The sequence below is a fragment of the Streptomyces noursei ATCC 11455 genome, from assembly GCF_001704275.1.
In the GTDB taxonomy this organism is placed as follows: domain Bacteria; phylum Actinomycetota; class Actinomycetes; order Streptomycetales; family Streptomycetaceae; genus Streptomyces; species Streptomyces noursei.
Window position 1 is genome coordinate 1,992,670 of sequence record NZ_CP011533.1, and the last position, 24,517, is coordinate 2,017,186.

Sequence of the window (24,517 nt, forward strand, 5' to 3'; positions counted from 1 at the left end):
CCTACCGATCGCCGTCGGCCTTGCCGACGCCGCCCTTCGGCCCGTGCCGGTCCTTGGTGTGGTTGCGGAGATTCTTCTATGCCGTTCACTCTCTACATGCTCGCGCTGGCGGTGTTCGCGCAGGGCACGTCCGAGTTCATGCTGTCCGGGCTGATCCCGGACATCGCCGCCGACCTCCAGGTGTCCATCCCGGCCGCCGGCGCGCTCACTTCGGCGTTCGCGGTCGGGATGGTCGTCGGGGCGCCGCTGATGGCGCTGCTCAGCCGGCGCTGGCCGCGGCGGCGCGCCCTGTTGGTCTTCCTGGTCGCCTTTCTGCTGGTGCACGTCGTGGGCGCGGTGACCACCGACTTCGGCGTGCTGCTGGCCACCCGGGTGGTGGCGGCGCTGGCCAACGCCGGGTTCCTGGCGGTGGCGTTGGCGACCGCGGCCGCGATGGCCGCGCCGGGCGCCACGGGCCGGGCCACGTCCGTCCTGTTGGGCGGCACGACGCTGGCCTGCATCGTGGGCGTCCCGGCCGGTGCCGTGCTGGGGCAGGAATGGGGCTGGCGCTCGGCGTTCTGGGCGGTGGCCGCGGTGTCGGTGCCGGCGGTGATCGCCATCATGGCGTCCGTCCCGGGCGGTCCGACCGGTGCCGGCGCCGGGGCGAGGGGGGCCGGCGGTGAGCTGCGGGCCCTGCGCCGTCCGCGGCTGCTGGTGGCGCTGCTGCTGGGGGCGCTGGTCAACGGTGCCACGTTCTGCACCTTCACCTACCTCGCGCCGCTGGTCACCGGCGTCACCGGCTTCGGCGCCGCCGGGGTGCCGGTGGTGCTGGCGCTGTTCGGGCTGGGTTCGTTCGTCGGGGTCACGGCCGGCGGGCGGCTGGCGGACCGTCGGCCCCGTCCGCTGCTCGCCGTCGGGGGCGGGGCGCTGCTCGTGGGCTGGGTGGTGTTCGCGCTGACGGCCGGGAACGCGGTGGCCACCGTCGTACTGGTCCTCGTCCAGGGGACCCTGTCGTTCGCGGTCGGCTCCACCCTGATCGCCCAGGTGCTCTACGCGGCGGTCGAAGCGCCCACGCTGGGCGGCGGGTTCGCGACCGCCGCGCTCAACGTCGGCGCCGCGGCCGGCCCGTGGTGGGGCGGCGTCGCACTCGCCGCAGGCTTCGGCTACCGCGCGCCGCTGTGGGTCAGTGCCCTGCTGGTGGCCGTGGCGCTGGCGGTCGGCGGTGCGGCGGAGGGGGTGCGGGTCCGCCGGCGGGCGGCCGGCGGCGCCGGGGAGGCGCCGGCGCCGGCCCGGTGAACGGCCCCGCCCGGCCGCCGGGTCAGCGGGCGCCGGCGTAGCCGCGCAGCCGCTCCAGTTCGGCGGCGACGTCGGTGAGGGTCGCGCAATCCGGGACCGGCCGCAGTACGGGCGGCGGGGTGCCGGGCGGGCGTCGGCCGGGGTCCTCCAGGGCGTCTGCCATGGCGGAGAGGGCCTGGCAGAGCCGCTCGGCCTCCTCCGGGCCCGGGCGGTGGGCGCCGCGGTCGAGGCGGACGGCGCAGGCGGTGGCGGCGTCGGCGATGCGTTCCGCCGCGGTGACCACGGTCGGCCAGTCGGGGCCGGGGTCGCGGGCGGGGTGGAATTCCGCGGCGGCGGTCTCGGCGGCGGCCCGCGCCTGGGCCAGCGTCCGGTAGGCGTCCCGGCGCAGCGCCAGCCGGCGGGTGGCGACGGCGCCGGGCGCGGCGCCCTCGGCGCCGGGCGCCGCGGGCCGGGGTTCCAGGACGTAGCGCAGGAAGCGTTCGGTGCTCCGCAGCGCTTCGGTGACCCGGGGGCCGACCCTGCGGCGCGGGTCGGCGAGGTGCGGCAGGTGCCCGACGACGAGCACGATCGCGCAGGCCAGGGAGGTGTCGACGATCCGCTCGGCGGCGGCCTGCCGGGCGCCGCCGACGTACACGAAGGACAGCACCATCAGCGTGATCGCCCCGGTCTGCAGCGCGAAGTGCCGGGTGGCGAACGGCAACAGCGCACCGCCCGCGCCGGCGATCACGGCGGGCCACCAGCCGCCGGTCAGCCAGGCCCCGGCCGCCGCGAAGACCAGGACCCCGGCCGCTGTGCCGGCGAACCGGTTGACCGTGCGGGAGAACAGCGGGCCCAGGTCCGGCTTGACGAGGAAGGTGACGGTCGCCGGCAGCCAGTACCAGTGGTCGGCACGGAGCAGCAGCGCGACCGCCGCGCTGGCGCCGATGCAGACGGCGACCCGCAGGCCGTAGTCCCGGCCGGCCGGGCCCAGCGCTCCGCGAACTCCCCCGGCCCGGGCGGGCGGCAGGTCCTCGCGGGTCGTCGCCGGGGGCAGCGGCCGTTCCCGGGCGAAGGCGACCGCGGCGTCCAGCAGGGCGTGGTCGAAGGCCCCGCGGGCGGCGGAGCTGCGCTCCGGGGCGGAGAGCCGGCCCGGTGACCGGCCGGTGCGCAGCGCCTCGGCGAAGCGGCGCGGACCGGCGGCGACCCGCGCCGGCAGCGGCCGGGCCTCCCACAGCAGCGCCACGCTGGCCTCGCAGAGCGCGGTGGCCGCGGCGAACCGCTCGGCCAGCAGCAGTTCCTCGGGACGGGCCGGCCGGCGCAGCAGTCGGCTGGTGAGCCGGCGCAGCCGCAGCGCCTCGTCGGCGCGGTCCAGGGCGGCGGTGAGCCGGCGCCGGGCGGGCTCCGCGCCCGGCCCGCCGACCGCCGCCAGGGCGTCGGCGAGCGCGTCGAAGACGGTGGCGACGGCCGCCCGCTCGCCGCTGAGCGGTCCGCCGGCCGGGCGCGGCGAGCGCAGGACGAGCCGCAGCAGGAGCAGCCACAGGCAGCCGGCGAGGACGTAGAGGGCCTTCGCCCAGGGTGCGCCGGGCAGCGGCATGCCCGCGCCGAGGACGGTGGCGGCCAGCATCTGCATGCCGGCGGTGGAGCGCACCGGTCCGGCCACGCTGCCCGCGCCGGAGACGAAGCCGACGGCGCTGAGCGCGGGCACCACCCACCAGCCCGTGTCGGCGGCCCGCAGGGACGCCCCCAGCAGCATGCCGAGTGCGGCGGCCAGGGCGGGCAGGCCGATGTGGACGATGCCGGTGCGCCGGGTGCCCGGGCGGTCGTTGACGCCGGCCAGCATCGAGCCGAGGGCGGTCAGCACGCCGGGGGCCGGGTGCCCGGTGGCGATCCCCGCGGCGAGCAGCGGGCCGGCGCACAGCGTGCCGCGGGCCACCGCCGCCCAGGGCACGGGCAGCCGCTGCCAGCGGAAGGGGTGGGCGAGCCAGGCGGGCACGGCGCGCCGGGGGCGGGGCATGGGTCTCCTCGGACGAGGGCGAAGGCACGGAATACGGGGTCCGCGGCCACGGGTGGTCGCGGGCGGATCCGAGGGGCGTCATCGGCCGACGGTGCCGGGGCCCCGGTCGGGGCGACGGCACGGGCCGGTCCACCGGGGCCCTACCAGCGTAAGGTCCCGGATTGTCCGCCTCACGGCCGGAGGGTTACGTCCACGTCACAGCAGGACAAGATCACGGCGACGGGACCACCGGGTGCGGGGCGATGGGGAGGCTGCGGAGATGACGAACGAGCGGTCGGCGGGGACGGGTGGGGCGACGGCCCCGGGGACAGCCGCCCCGGACACGACGGACACGAGCGCGGCGTCCCCCATATCGGCGGCTGCGGACATCTGCGTGGTCGGCGCCGGCGTGATCGGGCTGACCTCGGCGATCGTGCTCGCCGAGGCCGGGTACCGGGTGCGGGTGGTGGCCCGGGACGCGGCCGACGACACGACCTCCGCGGTGGCCGGCGGCCTGTGCTGGCCGTACCGGATCCGGCCGTACGAGGAGGCGGTCCGCTGGTCGCTGCGCTCGTTGGAGGTGTTCACCGGGCTCGCCGGGCGGCCGGCGGAGACCGGGGCGCGGCTGGTCGCGGGCGTCACGACAGAGGCAGCGGGGGCGGCCGGGGGCGCGCACGGTCCCGCTCCCGAGGAGGGGCTGGACGCCTGGTACGCGGCGGTACCGGGGCTGCGGCCGGCCCGCGCCGAGGAGCTGCCGCCGGGCTGTGGCGCGGGGTGGCGGGCGCGTACGCCGCTGGTGGAGATGCCGGTGCACCTGCGGTATCTGGAGCGGCGGCTGGCGGCGGCCGGCGGGACCGTGGTGGCGCGCCTGGTGGCGTCCCTGGCGGAGGCGGCCGACGACGTCCGGGCGGTGGTGAACTGCTCGGGGCTGGGCGCCCGCGAACTGGTCCCGGATGACGGGGTGCACCCCGTCCAGGGACAGTTGGTGATCGTCGAGAATCCGGGCATCGAGGAGTGGTTCACCGCCGCCGACGCGGGCGCGGAGGACACCACGTACGTCCTGCCGCAGCCCTTCGGGCTGGTCCTGGGCGGTACGGCGCGGGAGGGGGCGTGGTCGCGGGAGCCCGATCCGGCGGTGGCGGAGGCGATCGTGGCGCGCTGCGCCCGGTACTTCCCCCAGGTGGCGCGGGCCCGTGTGCTGGCGCACCGGGTGGGGCTGCGGCCGGCCCGCCCGGCGGTGCGGCTCGCGGCGGAGCGGCTGCCGGACGGGACGGTGTGCGTGCACAACTACGGCCACGGGGGTGCCGGGGTGACCGTGTCCTGGGGGTGCGCGGACGAGGTGCTGCGCCTGGTGCGGGACGCGGTCGCGCCGGCTTGATCGTGCCCCGCCCCGCGCGCCGGACCGGCGGTGCCTGGCTGGTCGGGCCTGACTGGTCGCGCCTGTTCGGACGTGCCCGTTCAGGGGCCGATCGGGGTGCCGGCCACGAGGGGGCGGTCGGCGCGTGTGTCCAACAGCAGCGGGACCAGCCCGCGCAGTGACTGGCGCAGCGGGACGGTGGCGCCGCCGTCGCCGTCCCGCCACCAGCGCACGCCGTGTGCCGCCAGGACGGCCCGGGACCGGGCGAACTGCGCCGCGTCCAGGCGGTAGGCGCGCGGCGGGCGGGTCAGGACCCGGTCCGCGGCCGGGGGTTCGTTGTCGGCGCCGCCGAGATAGACCGGGCCGCGGTCGGCCAGGCCGGCCGTCCGGGCCGCGGCGGTGACCGCCTCGATGCGCCCGCGGCGCTGCTCGACGAAGGCGAACAGGCCCTTCAGAGCGGCCAGTTGGGAGGTCACCCGGCGGCGGTTGTTCAGCGCCGGGTCGGCCTTCTCGGCGTCCGTGAGGGGGTCCGCGCGGGTCTCCACGAGCTGCCCGAGGGAGCCCTTGACCCCGACGGTGTTGCGCAGGATCCGCTCCTGGCCGTCGCCGGCGACCTGCTTGACGGGGGCGCCGGTCACCGGGTCGGTCCAGATGCCGTAGACGCCGGTGCTGAAGCCGGCCGCTCGGGCGGCGGGGCCGACGAAGTCCGTGGACAGGGTGGCCGAGGCGCGGCGGACGGGGTCCGCGGTGTTGAGGTTGCGCGGCCACAGGGAGAGCAGGTCCTTGACGTAGTACGGCGCCTTGGGCGTGTATTCGTGCAGGTCGTAGACGGTGTCGGGGCGGTAGTCGCGGAGCACCGCGGCCATCGCGCGGGCTTCGGGGGTGGCGAGCGCGAGGTGGTCGCGGTTGATGTCGGTGCCGTCGGCGTTGCCGCGGGTGTCGGCGGCCCGGCCGTCGGGGTTGGCGGTGGGGACGACCAGCACACTGGTGCGCGCCAGGAAGTGCCGGGTGGCCGGGTCCTTGGCGAAGGCGAGGTCGCGGACGGTGGTCAGGCACGCCTCGCGGCCGGAGGGCTCGTCGCCGTGCTGGGAGCAGATCAGCAGCACGGAGTTGCCGCGCCGGACGTCGGCGGGGCGTTCGGGGGCGGGGGCGCCGATGCGGACCAGCCGGAGCGGCCGGCCCTGTGCGGTGGCGCCGATCCGGTCGAGGCGGACCCGGGTCGAGGCTTCCGGGGCCCGGTCGACGGCCGTGAGGAACGCCGCCTCCTCGGACCCGGTGGTCCAGCGGGCGCCGTGACTGGTCTCGAATCCCGTGCGGGGCAGGGGATTCGAGGGGGCGCCGGTGGTCGCGGAGGGGGCGAACGCGGCGGTGAGGGCGGCGGCCAGCGCGCCGAGGGCGAGGCCGCGGGAGCGGAGGGATCTGAGGGGTGTCACGAGGGTGCCTCCGGGGGTCGGCGACGGGGGGGTGGGCCGCCCCGTGCCCGCGGGGCGGCCCCTGGCCGGTCGCGGCCGGTCAGTCTCCGTTCGGCAGCCGGCTGGGGTCTGCCGGCGGGGCGATGCCCTTGAGGGCGGCCCCGGTCGGGCGGTCGGCCGCCGGGGTGCCCGCGGTGGCCCGGGCCAGGGCGGGGGCGCCCCCGGTCACCGGCAGCCGGGCGGTGGTGCGGGCCAGGTCGAGGGTGAGCGTGGGGCGGGAGGCGGGCGGGTCGATCAGGTTGGCGTCGGTGCCGCCCACGATGAGCGCGAGCCGGTGTCCGGCGGGCACGATGTGGTCGCCGGCGGCCAGTTGGAGGGTGAGGGTGTAGGGCTTGCCGGGGGTCAGCGGGTGACCGTGCCGCGGGTCGGTGGCGTGGCCGAGGTCGGCCCAGCCGCGGCTGAAGACCGTGAAGCCGACCTTGCTGACATCGGCGGCGGTCTCCTTGAAGCAACCGGTGTCGCCGGTGGTGCCGGCACCCCAGCAGGTGCTGTTGGTGCGGGTGACGATGCCCTCGCCGTCGGCGCCGTAGTTCCGGATGGTGTCCGGGCCGAGGTCGACGAGGACCGCGGAGAGGTGGGCGCTGGTGGTGCTGGGGGTGACGGTGACGGTGACCGTGCCGGCGCCGGAGAGCCGCAGCGGTGCGGTCAGCGGGCCGGTGGTGAAGCCGGCCTTGGCCGGTGTCGAGCGGTCGACGGCGGCGGCCCAGTCGGCCTCGCCCAGCGCCGGGTCGTCGGTGAAGACCGCGGTCTGGCCGGACGGGGCGGGCCGGTCGTTCAGGACGCCGACGCCCGCGGTGGTGCCGGTGCGGGGGTACAGGGGGACCGCGGCGGTGCCGGCCGCGGGCCACCGGGCGTCGGTGGCCCAGGTGTCGGGGGCGCGCTCGACGTCGGCCATCGGGGCGCGCTCGATGCCGTTGTCGTAACCCATCAGGTAGTGGTCGAACCACTGGTGGAGGGTGCGCACCCAGTCGGCGCGACGGTAGTCGAAGGGATCGACGTGGCCGGTCTGGGAGAGCCAGATCTTGCGCTGCACGCCGTGCCGGGCGAGCGCGTCCCACCACTGGCCGAAGTGCTTGGTGCGGACGTTGAGGTCCTGCATGCCGTGGACGAGGAAGACGCTGGCGCGGACCTTGTCGGCGTGGCGGACGTAGTCCCGCTCGGTCCACAGGTCGGTCCAGTCGCCGTTGCGCGGGGCGCCCTCGACGAGCTTGCGCTGGACGGCGGCGCAGTTCTTGTGCGCGGCGGGGCTCTCGACGGCGGCGGCGAGCCCGTCGGGACCGCCGTCGTAGAGCGCGGCGCCCTGGGCGAAGTAGTAGTCGTACCAGGAGGAGATGCCGGCGATCGGGACGATGGTCTGCAGGCCCGGGACGCCGGTGGCCGCGACGCCGTTGGCGATGGTGGCGTCCCAACTCTTGCCGATCATGCCGGTGTTGCCGTTGGACCAGTCGGCGGTCACGGGTTTGCCGCCGCTGCGGGCGGTGTAGCCGCGGGCCCGGCCGTTCAACCAGTCGACGACGGCCCTGGCGGACTGGACGTCCGAGCGGCCGCCGACGTCGACGCAGCCGTCGGAGCGGTTGGTCCCGGCCAGGTCGACGAGGACGGTCGCGTAGCCGCGGGGCACGAAGTAGTTGTCGTAGAAGAGCGGGAACTGGACCGGGCGGCCCTGGGCGTCGTAGGTCTTCTTCTGGCTCTCGTTGCCGCGTCCGCAGCAGGAGTAGTAGGGGCTGGCATCCATGATCACGGGGATCCGACGGCCCTGCCGGGCGGGTTCGGCGGGCCGGATGATGTCGGCGGCGACCCGGTCGGGGCGGCCGTCGCCGTCGCCGTCGAGGCCGGTGTTCACCCAGACCGTCTCGCGGATGGCGTTGGCGTAGGAGTAGACGGGTGTGCTCTCCCGCGGGGCGGGGGCGGCGGTCACCGCGCCGGGGGCGGCGAGCAGCGCGAGGAGGGCGAGGACGGCGGCGCCGACCAGGGCTTTCCATGGGGTGTGGGGAGGTCCCAAGCGTATTGTCACGGGCGGACCGTAGCGCGGGTCAACTCCCGTGCAGAAGGGGGCCGTCAGGGGCGCATGTCGATGAGATGTCGGTCATGTGTCAGATGTGGCCATGGACATGACGCGGTCGCCGATGCGCACATAAGCTCCGTAAGAGATCCACCACCCCTACGAGTTGGAGGACTCGTGCGTCACAGACTCCTGGTCCCGGGTGCGGCGGCGCTCAGCCTGATGCTGGCGATCCCGGCGTCGGCTGTTTCCAAGGCCGATGTACACGGCACACCCGGTGCCCCCGGCGTGGGCGACAGCTACTACCCCGACAGCGGCAACGGCGGGTACCACGTCTCCCACTACGACCTGCGGCTCAAGTACCAGCCGAAGACGGACCTGTTGGAGGGCACGGCGACCCTGCTCGCCCGGACCACACAGGATCTCTCGCGCTTCAACCTGGACTTCGGCCTGAAGGTCAGCGAGATCCGGGTCAACGGCAAGAAGGCCACCTTCGCCACCTCCGGCAAGCACGAGCTGGAGGTCACTCCGGCCACGCCGCTGGAGAAGGGCAAGGACATCAGCGTGGTGGTGCGCTACGCGGGCAAGCCCTCCGAGCTGAAGATCGACGGCTTCACCGCCTGGGCCCGGACGCCGGACGGTGGGGTGGTGGCGCAGGAGCCGGACTCCGCCGTGTGGTGGTTCCCCAGCAACGACCACCCCACCGACAAGGCGACGTTCGACATCTCCGTCGCGGTGCCGGACGGCACCCAGGCGCTGAGCAACGGCGTGCTCGCCTCGCAGAGCTCCAAGCTCGGCTGGACGCGGTACAACTGGCGCTCGGACAAGCCGCAGGCGACGTATCTGACGACGCTGGCGATCGGGAAGTTCGACATCACCACCGACACCACCGCCGACGGCCTGCCGGTGATCAACGCGGTCAGTCCGGACCTGGGCGCCAACCTGGGATCGGCGCGGGCGAGCATCGAGCGCACCACCGAGGTCACCGAGTGGCTGGAGGGCGTCTTCGGCCCGTACCCGTTCAACTCGGTCGGCGGCTACGTCCCCAACGTCCCGGCGCACTACGCGCTGGAGACCCAGACCCGGCCGTTCTACGGCAAGCAGGCCTTCGACAAGGGCACCAACGTCTCGGTGGTGGTGCACGAGCTGGCCCACCAGTGGTACGGCGACAGCGTGTCGCTCAAGGACTGGAAGGACATCTGGCTCAACGAGGGCTTCGCCTCGTACAGCCAGTGGCTGTGGTCGGAGAAGGAGGGCGAGGGCACCGCGCAGCAGCTGGCGGACTACGTCTACGCCCAGCACCCGGCCGACGACGCGTTCTGGACGGTGAAGCCGGGCGACCCGGGCGCGGACAAGCAGTTCGACTCGGCGGTCTACGACCGGGGCGCGCTGGCCCTCCAGGCGCTGCGCAACAAGCTCGGCGACAAGGTGTTCTTCGACATCCTCAAGTCCTGGCCGACGGAGCACCGGTACGGCAACGCCGCGGTCGGGGACTTCGTGAAGTTCGCCGAGCAGAAGTCCGGGAAGCCGCTGGCCGACTTCTTCGACACCTGGCTGTACCAGCCGACCAAGCCGGCGGCCGGCGCGGGCGCGCGGGCGTTCGCCGCGCAGGGTCTGGTCGCCCAGCCCAAGTCCTGGAAGCAGATCGCGGCCACCCACAACGTGCACGACGGTCACTGACCGGGCGCGGACGGGCGGGGTCGGGGCATGCCCGGCTCCGCCCGTCCGCGGCTCAGCCGCCGGCCGTCCGGTGCTTCCGGCGGGCCCGGCGGGCGATCGGCATGAACCGCAGCCGTTCCGGCAGCACCGGCATCATCAGCCGCACCGCCAGCCCCAGGCGGCGCAGCCTGCGCTCCTGGGCGGCGGTCCACGGGAGCCCGATGGCGCGCCGGGCGTCCGGCGGCATCAGGCCGATGGTGACGAACCGGCGGAAGCGGGCGAATCCCGGCATGATCACCGGCCAGACCAGCCGGAGCAGCAGCCGCAGCCACCAGGGACCGCGGTCGGGCGCCGGCAGCGGCCGGTCGGTGGCGATCAACTCCCGCACCACCACGGTCTCCTCGATCTGGGTGTCGAGGACCTCGCGGTAGTACGGCCAGAACTCCTCGATGGTCTGCGGCATGTCCCGGTCGCGGATGCCCAGGATCCGGCCGACCTGGAGCCACTCCGCGTAGAGCTGCCGTTCCTGCGCCGCGGTGAAGGGGCGGCCGAGGTAGCGCTGGGCGTGCCGGAAGACGGGGTAGCCGGTGGCGTGCACCCAGGCGTAGTACGCGGGGGTGAGCGCGTGGTACTTCCGGCCGTACGCGTCGGTGCCCTGGATGGACCGGTGCAGCCGGCGCAGCCGCCGGCCCTCCTCGACCGCCTCCGCCCCGCCGTACACCCACAGTTGGAGCGAGGCCAGCGAGCGCTCGCCGCGCCCCCACGGGTCGGCGCGGAAGACCGAGTGGTCGTCCACGCCCGCGCCCACCGCGGGGTGGGCGACCTGCATGGTCAGCGCCGCGGGCAGGGTCAGCAGCGAGCGGACGTCCCCGACCAGCGACCAGAGGACGCCGCCGGGCGGCGGGGGTTCCGGGTCCATGCGTTCTGATGCCGTTCGTACCGTGTTCATAAGGTTACTGATCATACGGTGGCTCCCAGCGGCCGACGGGTCCGCGGGTCGGTGCCGGGCCGGTGGGTGTTCCAGTAGGCCAGGAACAGCGCCGGGGCGATCCGCAGCGGCGGCGGCACCGGCGCCATCAGGCAGCGCACCACCCGGGCGAACCGACGCAGCCGGCGCTGTCGGCGGTCGGTCCAGGCGAGCCCGAACCGCTCGCGGAGGACGGGCGGCAACACGCCGATGGTAACCAGCAGGGCGTAGTGGGCGGCGAGCGCGGCGAACGGCCGCCAGAGCACCGCCGGGACCCACCACACCGGCGGCTTCTGCGGCCGGGCCAGTTCCGTCAGGACGTCCCGCACCGAGTCGTTGAGCTCCAGCCGCTCGGCCACCACACGGTCGTAGTAGGCGCAGAACGACGCCCAGTCGGGTGGCAGGTGATGGTCCTTCAGGCCCCAGACCCGGCCGACGTCCCGCATCTCGCGGTAGTACTCCTCGGTCTCCTCCGCCGTCAGCCCCGGCCCGAAGAGCCGGAGCGCGTCTACCGGGCCGCGGACGAGGGTGGCGTGCACCCAGTGGTACGCCTCGGGGTGCAGCGCGTGGTAGCGGCGGCCCTGCGCGTCGGTGCCCTTCATCTCCCGGTGGACCTCGATCAGCCGCCGGGCCTCGGCGGTGGCCGCGGCCTGCCCGCCGTAGACGACCGTGCCCAGCGAGCCGACGGTGCGCAGGAGTCGTTGCCAGGGTTCGGCGCGGAAGTTCGAGTGAGCGGCCACGCCGGCGCCGACGACGGGGTGCGCGACCTGGAGCAGCAGAAGCTGAGGGGACGTCAAAAAAGCTCGGGTGTCGCCGAAATGGCGCCATGCGACGCCGCCCCGGCAGGGCGACCGGACCTGGGCGGGGAGGCGCCCCGCCGCATGACCGAAGGGGGTGCCGGATGCTGCCGCGGTGTCCATTCCCGCCTCCTCGCTGAATCCGTGTCAGCAGTGTTGACGCGGCTCGTGAAACAAGTCAATAGTCCTTGTAACATTGACTCACTCCATCGGGAGGTCCCCGAAATGGCCGCGAGCACACGTGAGTTGAGCCCCGAGGGACGGACGCACTGGAAGCGCACCGCCGTGATGCTGGTGCCGAGCACGGCCTGCGTCGGGGCGCTGGTGCTCGCCCTGGCGCAAGGCGCGATGGCGGCCTCCTTCGCGGTGTCCGGCAAGAACTTCAAGGTCTCCGCCGACGAGATCACCGGCCAGGGGATCGCCGGCTTCCCGTCGTCGCTCGGCGGCTCGGACGGCACCGGCCACGCGGTGCTGCTGGCCGGCATCAGGACCGGTACGGCCAAGGGCGTCTGCCTGTCGATGAAGCAGCGACTGCCGCTGGTCGGCGAGGTGTCGCTGCTCGTCCGCTCCGGCGGCGACCGGCCCGTGCGGGGCGAGAACATCGTGATCGACGCCGACGCGCTCACCAGCAGCGGGGGCCGGGTGACCGGCGTCCAGGCGGGCCGGGACGCCGCCACGCTCACCGGGGCACCGGGGGTCGACGGGCCGCGCGGACTCTTCGGCGTCCAGGCGACCAGCGCACTGGCGCGCGACGTCAAGAGCACCGCCTGGGCCTCCAACGGCGGGTCGCTCACCCTCGACAAGGTCGAGATCGAGCTCAGCCACTCCGGCAAAGAGTGCTACTAGGCCGCTGGGAGGCCCCGTGCTCACCTTCGTCCTCGGCTTTCTCGCCGAACTCGCCAAGGAGACCGGCAGTTGGCTCGACCGGGTCCTGCCCCTGCCCGGGGTGCGCCGGCCGCTGCGGTCCTGGCGCCGCCGCCGGCCGTTCTGGGCCGGGCTGTGGGCGTTGGCCGGCGGTCTGGAGCTGATCGCCCTGCCGCTGGCACCGCTGCCACTGATGCTCAAGGTCGGCATCGGCGCGATGTCCGCCGTCGGCGTCGGCCTGGTGCTGATCGCCGGTGGCCTGTTCTTCGTCTTCGCGCCCGCCCAGCGGATGTTCGTCTCGGTGGTGACGGCCATCGCCTCCCTGGTCTCGCTCGCCACGACCAACCTGGGCGGCTTCGGGGTCGGCTGCGGGCTGGGGCTGCTGGGCTCGTCGATGGCCTTCGGGTGGCTGCCGGAGCCGGCGGCACCGGAGCCGGCGGGGACCAGCCGCGGTACGGCAGGTACGGACGGAACGGCATCCGCGACGGGCGCCGAGGCGGTGACCGCGCGCCCAAAAGCGCCTGAGGGCCACGGCGCACGGCCCCCACGGCCCGGTGCCTGCGCCCTCGCCCTGACGCTCCCGCTCACCCTCGCCGCCGGACTGCTCACCCCCGCGCCGGCCCACGCGGCCGACGGCGACCCGCGCGACGCCCTGGGCCGGATCCCGCTGCCCTGCCTGACCGGCCTGGACACCGGCGGCGCCGACAACCCCCCGCCCACCGGCCCGCCCCCGTCCGGCGGCGACCGAACGGCACCCCCGCCCCGGACCGCCCGCCCCGGCGAGATCGGCGCCCCCGACGACACGACCGCCCTGGCCCCGCCCGTCGTCGCCGACGAACAGCCCGGCCCGGGCCGCGCCACCTACCCCGTCAGCCCCTACTACCCCACCGTCGGCGCCGCCCGCCTGGCCGCCACCGACGCCCTCGTGCACGGCGCGACCTACCTGCCCACCGCGGGCGGCGGCCGGATCAAGGTCCTCTGGGTGCACGCCGCCCGGATCGTCGCCGACGACTACCGCCTGCGGGTCACCGGCCCCGACGGCACCGACCACCTCCTCCGTGTCCGGCTCGACATCCGCGACGTTGACGTCTACGCCACCTACCTCCAGGGCGCCCTGGAGATCCCGTGGCTGAACGTCAGCACCCCCCGGCTCTGCCTCGGCGCGGACGTCGTCCCCGCCAACCTCCCCCTCGCCGTCCGACTGCCCTCGCTCACCCTGAAACCGGTCACCGCGGGCCAGGTCCTCGTCGACGCGGCCGAGGTCCGCTACCGGCTCCTGGGCAGTCACTAGGAGACCACCGCGCACCCCCCTCAGGAGGCACGCACATGGGCCGCTACACCCGGCTGCGGGAGATCCGCCGAATGGCCCCCGAGCGGGACTTCGAGCAGATCTTCCGCTGGCTCACCCAGTACGAATTCCCCTGGGACTACGCCCAGGGCGTCTCGGTCGCCTTCCTGCGCGACTACGGCGTCCCCCGCATCTCCCAACTCCTCGACCGCACCCAGGAGTTCGAGCGCAACGGACAGAAGCGCTACGACGACACGGTGCTCCTGGGCTACGAGATGGCCGCCGACGGCTTCGACTCCGCCCGGGGGCGCGCCGCCGCCCGGCACCTCAACCGCATCCACGGCAAATACCGCATCCCCGACGACGACTTCCGCTACGTCCTCGCCACCACCGTCGTCGGCCCCGAGCGCTGGATCGACCGCTACGGCTGGCGCCCCCTGTGCGCCAACGAGAAGGCCGCGCTCGCCCTGGTCGGCCACAAGCTCGCCGAGCTGATGGGCATCCCCGACGCGCCCCGCACCATGGCCGGCTACGAGAAGCTCCTCGACGACTACGAGGCCGCGATGTTCGCCTACCACCCGGCCAACCACCGGGTCGCCAACGCCACCTTCCGGGTCATGGCCTCCTGGTACCCGGCCGTCCTCCGCCCCGCCGTCGCCCGCTTCTCCCTCGCCCTGCTGGACGAACCCCTGCTGCGCGCCCTCGGATTCCCCGTGCAGCCGCCGTGGTTACGGACCCTGGCCCACCGCGCGCTCCGCGCCCGCGCCACCGTGGTCCGGCTGCTGCCCGCCCGGCCCGACTCCCGGCCCGGACTGTCCCGGCCCCGCTCCTACCCCTTCGGCTACACCCTCGACGACCTCGGGCCGGCCTGGGCCCAGCACCGTCCGCTCCGCCCGCTGCCCCGCGAGGACACCGGATGACCGTACTGATCTCCCGTTCCCCGTTCCCCGTTCCCCACTCACCGGCGAGCCGGTCGGCGAGCATCCCGTGGACGGCCCCGAGGAGGCCCGGGCCGCCGTCGGCCGAGCCCGGGAGGCGGCCCGCGCCTGGGCGGCCTGCGGGTGGACGGGCCGCCGCGCCCGCCTGCTCGCCTGGAAGCGGTCGTTGGCCCGCCGGCTGCCCGAACTGGCCGAGTCGATCTCCGCCGAGACCGGCAAGCCGCCGCACGTCGCCCGCGCCGAGGTGCTGCTCACCCTCGTCCACCTGGACTGGGCCGCCCGCAACGCCCGCCGCGTCCTGGGGCGCCGCCGCGTCCCCTCCGGCCCGCTCGCCGTCCACCAACGCGCGCTGCTCGCCGCTTCCGTCCCCCGGTGGACCTGACGTCGTTCACGACCCCGGGGCGCCGGGCGGCACACGCGATCGAGGCGGGCCGGTGGCTGCACAGCCGGCGCTAGGTCGACGGGCCGGGAAAGGGGACGGGGGCCATCGGGCAGCCCCGGCCCGACGCCCCGTCGCACGCTTCCCCACCCCTTGCCCGTCTGCCGTCCTTCACCGATCCAGCAGGGGCGTGAGATAGCGCCGTGCGAACCCCCGCGCCTTCTCGTCGTCGTCCAGCTCGAAGCAACTCACCGGATTGAGCAGGAAGGACACGGTGATCCGCACCATCAGCTCGGCCACCGCCACCGGATCCCCGCTCTCCTGCTCGTCCCCTTCGTCCCCCTCCTCCTCCGTCACCCGCCGCGCCCGCCGCAAGTGCCCCGCCAGGTACCCCCGCATCGCGAGGAAGGAGGGCCCGCTCTCCACCGTCAGATACGGCAGCATCGTCTCCGGCTCCAACCGCATCAGGCCGCCGATCAGCGGATGCCCCCGGATCAGCCGCAGGACGGCGGCGAACCCCTCCACCATCCGCTCCTCCATCGTGGGCAGTCCGGCCACCGCCGCGTCCACCTCGGCGACGAACTGCCGGTACTCCCGCAGCAGCACCCGCTGCACCAGCTCGTCCTTGTTGCCCACCCGCCGGTACACCGTGACCCGGGAGACCCCGGCCCGTTTGGCGACGTCATCGACCGTGGACCGCCGCAGCCCGAAGGTCAAAAACTGCTCCCGCGCCGCGTCCAGGATCTTCTCCGTCAGCGCGCCGCCGTCCCCCGGGGCCCGCTCCAACGCCCGGTCCGGCAGCTTCCGTTCGTCCCCCATCGGTTCCCCTTCTCGCAGCCGAGGCCCACCACCGTCACCGGAACCGTCACCGCGTCCATGGCCGTCACCCTGTCGGCGACCGTCTGACGCAGCCGTCGGTGACAAAGACACTAACCGAATCACTTTGTAACGACGGCCTGTCCAGGCGGCAGCCCATGAGCCGCCGGGACCGTCCACGGCGGGGTCGGCGGCATCCAGCACGCGAGCATCGGCAAGAGCCGCGGTCTGTAAATCTTCCGCCCACCGAGAGGTTACCTAGAAGTAACTCCAGCTGGTTTGATGTGCGTCGCCGGTGCATCACCCCCCCTGCACGTACTCCACTCCACGCGCCCCACTGCACGTGGCTCACTTCGAGTCCCCCACCCCAAGTCCCCCCTCTATCGGGAGTTTCAGTGCCGCACTCCGCGCTGCGCACGTCCCGGGTCGCCGCGATCGCCGTGGCCCTCGCCGCCACCCTGGCCGTCGCGTCCCCCACCGCGTCGGCCGTGACCCCGTCGGCCGCGGCCGGCACCGCCGGATCCCCGTCCGCCGCGAGCGCGCCCCGGCTCAAGGTGCTGACCTACAACACCTTCCTGATGAGCAAGAACCTCTATCCCAACTGGGGCCAGGACCACCGCGCACAGGCCATCGCCGCCGCGGACTTCTTCCACGGCAACGACGTCGTCGTACTCCAGGAAGCCTTCGACAACTCCTCCTCCGACGCACTGAAGTCGCAGGCCGCCGCGGAGTACCCGCACCAGACGCCGGTGGTCGGCCGCAGCCGGAGCGGCTGGGACGCCACCGGTGGCGCCTACTCCGCCGTCACGCCCGAGGACGGCGGGGTGACGCTGCTGAGCAAGTGGCCGGTGCTGCGCAAGGAGCAGTACGTCTACAAGGACGCCTGCGGTTCGGACTCCTTCTCCAACAAGGGCTTCGTCTATGCGGTGTTGGACGTCAACGGCACCAAGGTGCATGTCGTCGGCACCCACACCCAGTCCACCGACTCGGGCTGCAAGGCGGGGGAGGCGGCGGCCGACCGCGCCAAGCAGCTCAAGGAGATGGACGCCTTCCTCGATGCCAAGAACATCCCGGCGGACGAGGAGATCATGGTCGCCGGTGACATGAACATCGACTCCCACGGCTCGGAGTACGACGCGCTGCTGGCCAACGCCGACCTGGCCCCCGCGGACAGTCGCACGGGCCACCCGTACTCCTTCGACACCCAGGAGAACTCGATCGCCGCGTACCGCTACCCGAACGACCCCCGCGAGGACCTGGACTATGTGCTGTTCCGCAACGGCCATGCCCGGCCGGCCGGTTGGCGGAACACCGTGATCAAGGAGCAGTCGGCGCCCTGGACCGTCTCCAGCTGGGGCAAGGACTACACCTACACCAACCTCTCCGACCACTACCCGGTCGTCGGCGGCTGACCGACCCGGCAGGTGGCCGACCCGACCCGGTAGGCGACCGACCCGGCAGGGCGGCGGATCGGCCTCGGCAGCCGATCCGCCGGCCCACCTGCCGGCTCCCTCCCGGGACCGTCAGTGGTCGTAGACCGTCACGGCGACCCCGCGGCCGATCAGCCGCTGGGTTATCAGCGGCTCCACCCGGGACCACTTCCCGCCCGCCAACCCGCAGCCGATCCGCGGCATATGGACCGAGGCACCCAGCTCCAGCGCCTCGTCCGCGACCCGGCCGAGCCCGGCCGCTATCGCCTCGTACCGCACCGGCACGCCCTTGCTGCCGGTCCTCGTGCCCCGTTGCCCGACGACATTGGCCACCCACAGATGCTCATCGACCGACACGAACTGGACGGCGCCCAGCCCGAAGTCGTTGCGCGCCCGCTCGCGGTGCCAGCGGCGGTAGGCCCGCTCCGGCTCCGGCCAGCGACGGGAGAGGGCGAGCACGAAGCCCTTGCCCCAGCCCCCGAGGTCGTTGCAGACGTGCACGATCATTTTGACGCCCTTGCCCTGAGGCGCGGTGGCATCACCCTTGAGGTACGTGATGGCGGCGTCGATCCCCGTTTTCTCAGCCATGACCCCACGGTACGGGCGACCACTGACAACGGGCCCGGACGCACGAGGGCGGCCACGGCGACCCTCCGGTCCTCCGCGGCCGCCCTCCGTCGTGCGGGCGTGCGTCCTCGCCTGGGCTACTCGGCGAGTTCGCGCTCCTCGGCGATCCGGCGGACCCGACCGCGGACCGCGAACCAACCGCCGACCAGCGCCGCGGCGAGCACCGGGATCAGCAGCACGGTCTGCCGGCCGACGCCGTCGTCGAACCACATCAGCACGATGACGCCGAGCAGGAAGACGATGGTGGCGATGTCGGTGACCGGCGTGCCCGGCAGGCGGAAGCGCGGGCGCTCGACCAGGCCCTCCTTGGCGCGGCGGACGAACACCATGTGACAGACCATGATCGTGCACCAGGTGCTGATGATGCCCAGCGCCGCAATGTTGATCACGATCTCGAACGCCTTGCCCGGCAGCCAGTAGTTGAGCCCGACACCGAGCACACACACCGCGGAGGTGAGCATGATGCCGCCGTACGGCACCTGGTTGCGGTTCATCCGCCCGGCGAACTTCGGCGCGGAGCCCGCCATGGACATCGAGCGCAGGATGCGGCCGGTGGAGTACAGCCCGGAGTTCAGGCTGGACATCGCCGCGGTGAGCACGACGAGGTTCATCACGTCACCGGCGTGCGGGATGCCGACGTGGGACAGCACGGTGACGAAGGGGCTCTCGTTGGCGCTGAACATGTTCCACGGCAGCAGCATGGCCAGCAGGATCACCGAACCGACGTAGAAGATGCCGACCCGCCACATGATCGAGTTCACGGCCTTGGGCACGACCTTGTGCGGCTCGCTGGTCTCACCGGCGGTGACGCCGACCAGTTCGACGGCGGAGTAGGCGAACACGACGCCCTGGAGCACGATCACCACGGGGAGCAGACCGGTCGGGAAGATACCGCCGTGGTCGGTGATCAGGTTCAGGCCCGGAGTGTGCCCGTCGACGGGGTGCTGAGTGGCCAGCAGGAAGATCCCGATGAACATGAAGACGACCAGCGCCGCGACCTTGATGATCGCGAACCAGAACTCCATCTCACCGAAGATCTTCACCGAGATCAGGTTGATCGAGAGCACCACGGCCAGCGCGATCATCGCCATCACCCACTGCGGGATGCTGGTGAACATGCTCCAGTAGTGGGTGTACAGGGCGATCGCGGTGATGTCGGCGATACCGGTCGTGGACCAGTTGACGACGTACATCCAGCCGGCGACGTAGGCGCCCTTCTCCCCCAGGAACTCCCGCGCGTAGGAGACGAACGAGCCGGACGAGGGGCGGTGCACGACCAGTTCGCCGAGCGCTCGGACGACGAAGAAGGCGAACAGACCGCAGACCGCGTAGGCGACGGCCAGAGCCGGACCGGCGGAGTGCAGTCGACCACCAGCGCCCAGGAAGAGGCCGGTGCCGATCGCGCCGCCGATGGCGATCATGTTGATGTGCCGGCCCTTGAGGCCCTTGCTGTATCCGGCGTCCCCCGCATCCTGCCGGATTTCGCTCCCTCCGTCCGATGGCCGCTGGGCTTCATCCACGACGGTTTCTGTGCTCACTACTGGTATCTCACTTTCGGAGCGCCTGAACATGACCGGCACCGCGGATCGCGCGAACGGCCAGTCGCACACCTTCCACGAGTTGCGGCGCTCCGTCTGTGTGCGAGATCACATGGCGTACATTCGCTCTAGGATTCGTCCGTATTTGTGGCGAATAACACCGCGCCGGAGTTTCATCGACGGCGTTAGTTCGCCAGATTCCGGACCCCATTCCTCGCCCAGCAAGATAAATCGCTTGACCTGTTCCGTGCGATTCAGCCGCGCGTTGGCCACCGTCACGCCCCGTTCGACCTCCGCACGGACGGCCGGATGCCGGGCCAGTTCCGCAAGGCTCCCCGCGATGCCGTGCCGGGCCGCCCAGGCCGGAGCCAGCTCCGGATCCAGCACCAGCAGCGCCACCAGGTACGACCGGCCGTCGCCGTGCACCAGGGCCTGCCCGACGAGCGGATGCTCCTTGAGGGCGTTCTCGACCAGCGCCGGCGAGACGTTCTTGCCGGTCGACGTCACGATCATTTCCTTCTTGCGGTCGGTCAGCCAGAGGAAGCCGTCCGCGTCGATCCGGCCGATGTCGCCGGTGCGGAACCAGCCGTCCGCGCCGGTGGCCGGCTCCACCGTCCCGTCGGCCCGGAGGTACCCGGCGCACACCGTCCGGCCGCGCACCTCGATCTCGCCGTCCGCGGCCGTACGCACCTCCAGCCCGGCCAGCGGCCGGCCCACCGAACCCAGCCGGAAGCCGTCGGGGCCGTTGGTCGTGACCACCCCCACCGTCTCGGTCAGCCCCCACGCGTCCATGATCACGATGCCGAATCCGGCCCAGAACCGCACCACCTCCGGCGGCATCGGCGCGGAGGCACTCGCCGTCCACACCAGCCGGTCGAAACCGGCCGCCGCCAGCAGCGGGTCCAGCACCTGCGCCTTCGCGGTGGCGTACGCCGCGGCCAGCGCGGCGGGCGGCCGCTGCCCGCGCTCCCGGTGGGCGACATGGGCGCGGGCGGTCTCAGCCGCCGCCGCCACGGCCCGCCGGCGCTCGGCGGGAAGCTCCGCCAGCGCGGCCCGGACGGTCGCCGCCAGCTTCTCCCACACCCGCGGCACCCCGAAGAACTGTGCCGGCCGCAGCTCACGGGCGGTCGGCGCGACCGCCGCCGGATCCGCGCACAGGTAGACGTGCGCGGCCCGGAAGACCGGCAGGTAGAGGCCCAGCATCCGCTCGGCGATGTGCGCGAAGGGCAGGTAGCACAGGTGCGCGGCGTGGTCCGGCAGCTCGACGACGCCGTCCAGCGCCGCCGCGTTGAGCAGCACATGGCGGTGGCTGACCACCACCCCCTTGGGGTCGCCGGTCGTGCCGGAGGTATAGACCACGGTGAGGGTGTCGCCGGCGTCGCCCTGCCGCCAGGTGGCCTCGAACTCCCCTGGGTCGTACGCCTCGGCGCCACGGGCCGCCACCGCGGCGAAGCTCTCGTACCGGCCCGCCGCCCCACGACCGGCGGCCGGCGGCCCGTCCGCCGGTTCGACGACCACCAGCCGCTCCAGCCGCGCCGCCGCATCGTCGAGCAGCGGCTCCCAGCGCGCCCGCTCCCGGGGGCCCTCCACCACGGCCAGGCGGGCCCGGCTGTGCCGGGCGATATGCGCGATCTGGCCCGGTGCGGCGGTGCCGTAGACCGTGACGGGCACCGCGCCCAGATGCACCAGGGCGAGGTCGCCGAGCCAGTGCTCGGGGCGATTGCCCATCATGAGCAGGACGATCTCCCCGCGGCGGACGCCGAGCGCCCGGAACCCGGCGGCCAGTTCACCGATCCGGCGGCGGGCCGCCGCCCAACTGAGCGTCCGCCAACCGCCGTCCGGGCCGCGCCAGGACAGGGCCGGTCGTGCGCCGTGGTCCTCGGCGTTGCGCAACAACAGGGCGGGCAGCGTGAGTTCGCCCGGCTCACCGGGCATACGCAGGAGCGTGGTCATGGCGGCCTCCCGAGGGTGTGGGCCTGATCTGCGGACCGTACGGAGGACCCAGGCCCTGCCCGAAGGGGGCCCGGCTGCGCGCTGAGCGGTGAAGAAGGTTTCACAGGACTGGTGAGACAGCAATACTGTTGAACATGATGGAGTCCGCCCCCGGCCTGACCGTCGACGAGCTCGCCGCCCGCGCCGGCGTCACGGTCCGCACGATCCGCTTCTACAGCACCCGCGGCCTGCTGCCGCCGCCCGAGATCGGCCCGCGGCGGGTCGGCCGCTACGGCCCGGACCACCTCTCGCGGCTCGCGCTCATCGAGGAACTCCAGCACCAGGGCCTGACCCTGTCCGCCATCGAACGCTACCTGGCGCAGCTGCCGCCCGATCTCAGCGCCCAGGACCTGGCCATCCACCGCGCCCTGGTGGCGAGCTGGATCCCGGACCAGGCGGAGGACGCCACCCGGGACCAGCTGGAGCGACGGGTCGGCCGGCAGCTCACCGAGGAGGACCTCGACCGACTGGCCGCGATGAACGTCCTGGTGCGCACCGAGGATCCGGAGGTCTTCCGGGTCGATCCGGGGCTGCTGCACCTGGGGACGCGGCTGCTCGACGTGCCGATCGCGCTGGAGACGATCCTGGCGGCGCGCACCGTCGTCATCGAGCACACCCGCTCGGCGGCCCGGGAGCTCGGCCGGCTGTTCAAGGACGAGGTATGGGAGCCGTACCGGGACGGCGGGCCGGACGCGGAGGAGATGGCGCGGATGAAGTCGCTGTCGGCCCATATGCAGCCGATGGTGGTGCAGGCACTGGTCACCGCCTTCCAACGATCGATGAAGGAAGAACTGCGGGAGTGGCTCGGCAAGGGCACACCCGAGGGCCCGGCGGAACACGGCGGCGCGGACGAGCGCGGCGGCGCGGACCCGGACCCGGGGTGACGGGGACGGGCCGCGGCGGCCCGCCCCCGCGCACGGCTCAGTCGCTGAACTTCTCACCCCGCTCGGCCTTTTCGACCAGCAGCGCGGAGGGCGCGAACCGGTCGCCGTAGGCCGCCTGGAGCTCCCGGGCACGGGCCACGAACCCGGGCAGGCCCACGAGCTCCTCCCGCCCGGCCCCGTCGCCCTTCTCCTGCCCTGGCCCACCCTGGTAACCGTTGATGTACTGGAGCACACCGCCGGTCCAGCCCGGGAAGCCGATGCCCAAGATGGAGCCGATGTTGGCGTCGGCGACGGACGTCAACACGCCCTCCTCCAGGCAGCGGACGGTGTCCAGCGCCTCGGAGAACAGCATCCGCTCCTGCATGTCCCGGAACGGGATGGTGGCGCCCTCCCGCTGGAAGTGCTCGCGCAGCCCCGGCCACAGGCCGACCCGCTTGCCGTCGTCGCCGTACGCGTAGAAGCCCGCGCCGCCACTGCGACCGGGGCGCCCGAACTCGTCCACCATGCGGTCGATGACGGCGTCGGCCGGGTGCGGCTGCCAGGTGCCGCCGGCCTCCTCCACGGCGCGCCTGGTCTCGTTGCGGATCTTGCGCGGGAGGGTGAGGGTGAGCTCGTCCATCAGGGACAGCACCTTGGCCGGGTAGCCGGCCTGGGCCGCGGCCTGTTCTACCGAGGCCGGGTCGAGGCCCTCGCCGATCATCGCCACGCCCTCGTTGATGAAGTGGCCGATGACGCGGGAGGTGAAGAAGCCGCGCGAGTCGTTGACGACGATCGGGGTCTTCTTGATCTGGCGCACCAGGTCGAAGGCGCGGGCCAGCGCCTCGTCACCGGTCCGCTCGCCCTTGATGATCTCCACCAGCGGCATCTTGTCGACCGGCGAGAAGAAGTGCAGGCCGATGAAGTCGGCGTCCCGCTCGACGCCTTCGGCCAGCAGCGTGATGGGCAGGGTGGAGGTGTTGGAGCACAGCAGCGCGTCGGGGCCGACGATGTGCTGGATCTCCTTGAACACCTTGTGCTTGAGGGCGACGTCCTCGAAGACCGCCTCGATGACCGCGTCGCAGCCGGCGAGGTCGGCGGGCTCGGCGGTGGGGGTGATCCGGGCCAGCAGCTCGTCGCGCTGCGCCTCGGTGGTCCGCCCCTTGGCCAGCGCCTTGGCGAGCAGCCCCTCGGAGTACTCCCTGCCCCGCTCGGCCGCCTCCAGGGTGATGTCCTTGAGGACGACCTCGATGCCCGCCCTGGCACAGGCGTAGGCGATGCCCGCGCCCATCATGCCGGCGCCGAGGACGCCGACCTTCCGGACCGTGCGCGGCTCGATGCCCTTGGGGCGGTTGGCACCGGAGTTGACGGCCTGGAGGTCGAAGAAGAACGCCTGGATCATGTTCTTGGAGACCTGGCCGGTGACCAGCTCGACGAAGTAGCGCGCCTCGATGGTCTGCGCGGTCTCGAAGTCGACCTGGGAGCCCTCGACGGCCGCGGCGAGGATGTTGCGCGGGGCCGGGTAGGGCGCGCCGTTGAGCTGCTTCTTGAGGTTGGCGGGGAACGCCGGGAGGTTGGCGGCGAACTTCGGATGGGCCGGAGTGCCACCGGGGATCTTGTAGCCCTTGACGTCCCACGGCTGCTGGGACTCGGGGTGGGCGTCGATGAACTCCCGTGCCTTGACGAGCAGTTCCTCGGGGGTCGCGGCGACCTCGTGGATCAGCCCGTTGTCCTTGGCGCGGGTGGCGTTGTACTGGGTGCCCTGCAGGAGCACCTTCAGCAGCGCGTCGGTAATGCCCAGCAGCCGGACCGTGCGGGTGACGCCGCCGCCGGCGGGCAGCAGGCCGAGGGTGACCTCGGGCAGGCCGATCTTGGTGCCGGGGGTGTCCAGGGCGACACGGTGGTGGCAGGCCAGGGCGATCTCGTAACCGCCGCCCAGCGCGGCGCCGTTGATGGCGGCGACGACGGGCTTGCCGAGCGTCTCGATCCGCCGCAGGTCGCGCTTGATGCCGTTGCCCGCCTCGAACGCCTGCTGCGCCTGGTCGGGGGTGACGGCGATCAGGTCGCGCAGGTCGCCGCCGGCGAAGAAGGTCTTCTTGGCGGAGGTGAAGATGATGCCGCGGATCCCGTCCTTCTCGGCCTCCAGGCGGTCGGCGACCGCGGTGAGGGAGGTCTTGAAGGCGCTGTTCATGGTGTTGGCGGACTGGTCGGGGTCGTCCAGGACCAGGGTGACGACACCGGTCTCGTCCTGCTCCCAGCGAATGGTGGTGGATTCACTCATGGT

Annotated in this window: 19 protein-coding genes; 9 read left to right on the top strand and 10 right to left on the bottom strand. The window is 73.3% G+C overall.

The window, feature by feature from the left end; genetic code table 11:
• Positions 1-78 precede the first annotated feature (78 nt).
• Positions 79-1,275: a Cmx/CmrA family chloramphenicol efflux MFS transporter gene (locus SNOUR_RS08390; RefSeq protein WP_067345126.1), complete on the top strand. Its 1,197-nt coding sequence runs from the start codon at positions 79-81 to the stop codon at positions 1,273-1,275.
• Positions 1,276-1,297: 22 nt separating this feature from the next.
• Here SNOUR_RS08390 and SNOUR_RS08395 read toward each other — a convergent pair whose 3' ends face one another.
• Positions 1,298-3,268, bottom strand: a complete 1,971-nt coding sequence (locus tag SNOUR_RS08395) for an FUSC family protein (RefSeq protein ID WP_067345129.1) — start codon at positions 3,266-3,268, stop codon at positions 1,298-1,300.
• Between the two features lie 373 nt (positions 3,269-3,641).
• Here SNOUR_RS08395 and SNOUR_RS08400 point away from each other — a divergent pair, with 373 nt between their 5' ends.
• Positions 3,642-4,625, top strand: a complete 984-nt coding sequence (locus tag SNOUR_RS08400) for an FAD-dependent oxidoreductase (protein WP_312635888.1) — start codon at positions 3,642-3,644, stop codon at positions 4,623-4,625.
• 80 nt (positions 4,626-4,705) lie between these two features.
• Here SNOUR_RS08400 and SNOUR_RS08405 read toward each other — a convergent pair whose 3' ends face one another.
• Positions 4,706-6,037: a M14 family metallopeptidase gene (locus SNOUR_RS08405; protein WP_067345132.1), complete on the bottom strand. Its 1,332-nt coding sequence runs from the start codon at positions 6,035-6,037 to the stop codon at positions 4,706-4,708.
• A gap of 79 nt (positions 6,038-6,116) precedes the next feature.
• On the bottom strand, positions 6,117-8,090 hold the full coding sequence (locus SNOUR_RS08410; RefSeq protein WP_312632106.1) for a Xaa-Pro dipeptidyl-peptidase: 1,974 nt from the start codon (positions 8,088-8,090) through the stop codon (positions 6,117-6,119).
• A 165-nt stretch (positions 8,091-8,255) separates the two neighbouring features.
• Here SNOUR_RS08410 and SNOUR_RS08415 point away from each other — a divergent pair, with 165 nt between their 5' ends.
• On the top strand, positions 8,256-9,758 hold the full coding sequence (locus SNOUR_RS08415; protein WP_099055666.1) for a M1 family metallopeptidase: 1,503 nt from the start codon (positions 8,256-8,258) through the stop codon (positions 9,756-9,758).
• A 52-nt stretch (positions 9,759-9,810) separates the two neighbouring features.
• Here SNOUR_RS08415 and SNOUR_RS08420 read toward each other — a convergent pair whose 3' ends face one another.
• On the bottom strand, positions 9,811-10,686 hold the full coding sequence (locus SNOUR_RS08420) for an oxygenase MpaB family protein (RefSeq protein ID WP_174717857.1): 876 nt from the start codon (positions 10,684-10,686) through the stop codon (positions 9,811-9,813).
• Between the two features lie 11 nt (positions 10,687-10,697).
• Positions 10,698-11,624 (bottom strand): oxygenase MpaB family protein, encoded by a 927-nt coding sequence (locus SNOUR_RS08425; RefSeq protein ID WP_067345140.1) that lies wholly within the window; start codon positions 11,622-11,624, stop codon positions 10,698-10,700.
• Between the two features lie 102 nt (positions 11,625-11,726).
• Between SNOUR_RS08425 and SNOUR_RS08430 the strand changes: the two genes are divergently transcribed.
• The 4 genes from SNOUR_RS08430 to SNOUR_RS08445 all read left to right on the top strand — a co-directional run bounded on the left by SNOUR_RS08430 (position 11,727) and on the right by SNOUR_RS08445 (position 14,973).
• Positions 11,727-12,347, top strand: coding sequence for a DUF6230 family protein (locus SNOUR_RS08430; RefSeq protein ID WP_312632107.1), 621 nt, complete (start codon positions 11,727-11,729; stop codon positions 12,345-12,347).
• 16 nt (positions 12,348-12,363) lie between these two features.
• Positions 12,364-13,656 carry a DUF6114 domain-containing protein gene (locus tag SNOUR_RS08435; RefSeq protein WP_067345142.1) on the top strand — a complete coding sequence of 431 codons (1,293 nt, stop codon included), beginning with the start codon at positions 12,364-12,366 and terminating at the stop codon, positions 13,654-13,656.
• Between the two features lie 35 nt (positions 13,657-13,691).
• On the top strand, positions 13,692-14,573 hold the full coding sequence (locus SNOUR_RS08440; RefSeq protein ID WP_067345145.1) for an oxygenase MpaB family protein: 882 nt from the start codon (positions 13,692-13,694) through the stop codon (positions 14,571-14,573).
• Positions 14,574-14,640: 67 nt separating this feature from the next.
• Entirely contained in the window at positions 14,641-14,973 is a 333-nt protein-coding gene (locus tag SNOUR_RS08445) for an aldehyde dehydrogenase family protein (RefSeq protein ID WP_067345147.1), read from the top strand.
• A gap of 168 nt (positions 14,974-15,141) precedes the next feature.
• Here the strand turns inward: SNOUR_RS08445 and SNOUR_RS08450 are convergent, their stop codons facing one another.
• Positions 15,142-15,789, bottom strand: a complete 648-nt coding sequence (locus SNOUR_RS08450) for a TetR/AcrR family transcriptional regulator (protein WP_067345150.1) — start codon at positions 15,787-15,789, stop codon at positions 15,142-15,144.
• Positions 15,790-16,181: 392 nt separating this feature from the next.
• Here SNOUR_RS08450 and sph point away from each other — a divergent pair, with 392 nt between their 5' ends.
• Positions 16,182-17,198 carry a sphingomyelin phosphodiesterase gene (gene sph, locus SNOUR_RS08455; RefSeq protein ID WP_067345152.1) on the top strand — a complete coding sequence of 339 codons (1,017 nt, stop codon included), beginning with the start codon at positions 16,182-16,184 and terminating at the stop codon, positions 17,196-17,198.
• Positions 17,199-17,309: 111 nt separating this feature from the next.
• On the opposite strand, the gene SNOUR_RS08460 is transcribed toward sph, so the two are convergent.
• The 3 genes from SNOUR_RS08460 to SNOUR_RS08470 form a co-directional block, all read right to left on the bottom strand.
• Complete coding sequence (locus tag SNOUR_RS08460) at positions 17,310-17,804, bottom strand: macro domain-containing protein (protein ID WP_067345154.1); 495 nt, start codon at positions 17,802-17,804, stop codon at positions 17,310-17,312.
• 116 nt (positions 17,805-17,920) lie between these two features.
• The gene (locus SNOUR_RS08465) at positions 17,921-19,363 is read right to left on the bottom strand and encodes an amino acid permease (protein ID WP_067345157.1); all 1,443 of its coding nucleotides are present in this window, start codon (positions 19,361-19,363) and stop codon (positions 17,921-17,923) included.
• A gap of 126 nt (positions 19,364-19,489) precedes the next feature.
• Entirely contained in the window at positions 19,490-21,334 is a 1,845-nt protein-coding gene (locus tag SNOUR_RS08470) for an AMP-dependent synthetase/ligase (protein WP_067345159.1), read from the bottom strand.
• A gap of 134 nt (positions 21,335-21,468) precedes the next feature.
• Here SNOUR_RS08470 and SNOUR_RS08475 point away from each other — a divergent pair, with 134 nt between their 5' ends.
• Positions 21,469-22,257: a MerR family transcriptional regulator gene (locus tag SNOUR_RS08475; protein WP_067345164.1), complete on the top strand. Its 789-nt coding sequence runs from the start codon at positions 21,469-21,471 to the stop codon at positions 22,255-22,257.
• A gap of 37 nt (positions 22,258-22,294) precedes the next feature.
• On the opposite strand, the gene SNOUR_RS08480 is transcribed toward SNOUR_RS08475, so the two are convergent.
• Positions 22,295-24,514, bottom strand: coding sequence for a 3-hydroxyacyl-CoA dehydrogenase NAD-binding domain-containing protein (locus SNOUR_RS08480; RefSeq protein ID WP_067345166.1), 2,220 nt, complete (start codon positions 24,512-24,514; stop codon positions 22,295-22,297).
• Positions 24,515-24,517 lie beyond the last annotated feature (3 nt).

Excerpts from the sequence above, each read along its gene's own strand:
- SNOUR_RS08390 (WP_067345126.1), top strand. The coding sequence starts at position 79 with ATGCCGTTCACTCTCTACATGCTCGCGCTGGCGGTGTTCGCGCAGGGC.
- SNOUR_RS08395 (WP_067345129.1), bottom strand. The coding sequence starts at position 3,268 with ATGCCCCGCCCCCGGCGCGCCGTGCCCGCCTGGCTCGCCCACCCCTTC.
- SNOUR_RS08420 (WP_174717857.1), bottom strand. The coding sequence starts at position 10,686 with ATGAACACGGTACGAACGGCATCAGAACGCATGGACCCGGAACCCCCG.
- SNOUR_RS08425 (WP_067345140.1), bottom strand. The coding sequence starts at position 11,624 with ATGGACACCGCGGCAGCATCCGGCACCCCCTTCGGTCATGCGGCGGGG.
- SNOUR_RS08430 (WP_312632107.1), top strand. The coding sequence starts at position 11,727 with ATGGCCGCGAGCACACGTGAGTTGAGCCCCGAGGGACGGACGCACTGG.
- SNOUR_RS08440 (WP_067345145.1), top strand. The coding sequence starts at position 13,692 with ATGGGCCGCTACACCCGGCTGCGGGAGATCCGCCGAATGGCCCCCGAG.
- SNOUR_RS08450 (WP_067345150.1), bottom strand. The coding sequence starts at position 15,789 with ATGGGGGACGAACGGAAGCTGCCGGACCGGGCGTTGGAGCGGGCCCCG.
- SNOUR_RS08460 (WP_067345154.1), bottom strand. The coding sequence starts at position 17,804 with ATGGCTGAGAAAACGGGGATCGACGCCGCCATCACGTACCTCAAGGGT.
- SNOUR_RS08470 (WP_067345159.1), bottom strand. The coding sequence starts at position 21,334 with ATGACCACGCTCCTGCGTATGCCCGGTGAGCCGGGCGAACTCACGCTG.
- SNOUR_RS08475 (WP_067345164.1), top strand. The coding sequence starts at position 21,469 with ATGATGGAGTCCGCCCCCGGCCTGACCGTCGACGAGCTCGCCGCCCGC.
- SNOUR_RS08480 (WP_067345166.1), bottom strand. The coding sequence starts at position 24,514 with ATGAGTGAATCCACCACCATTCGCTGGGAGCAGGACGAGACCGGTGTC.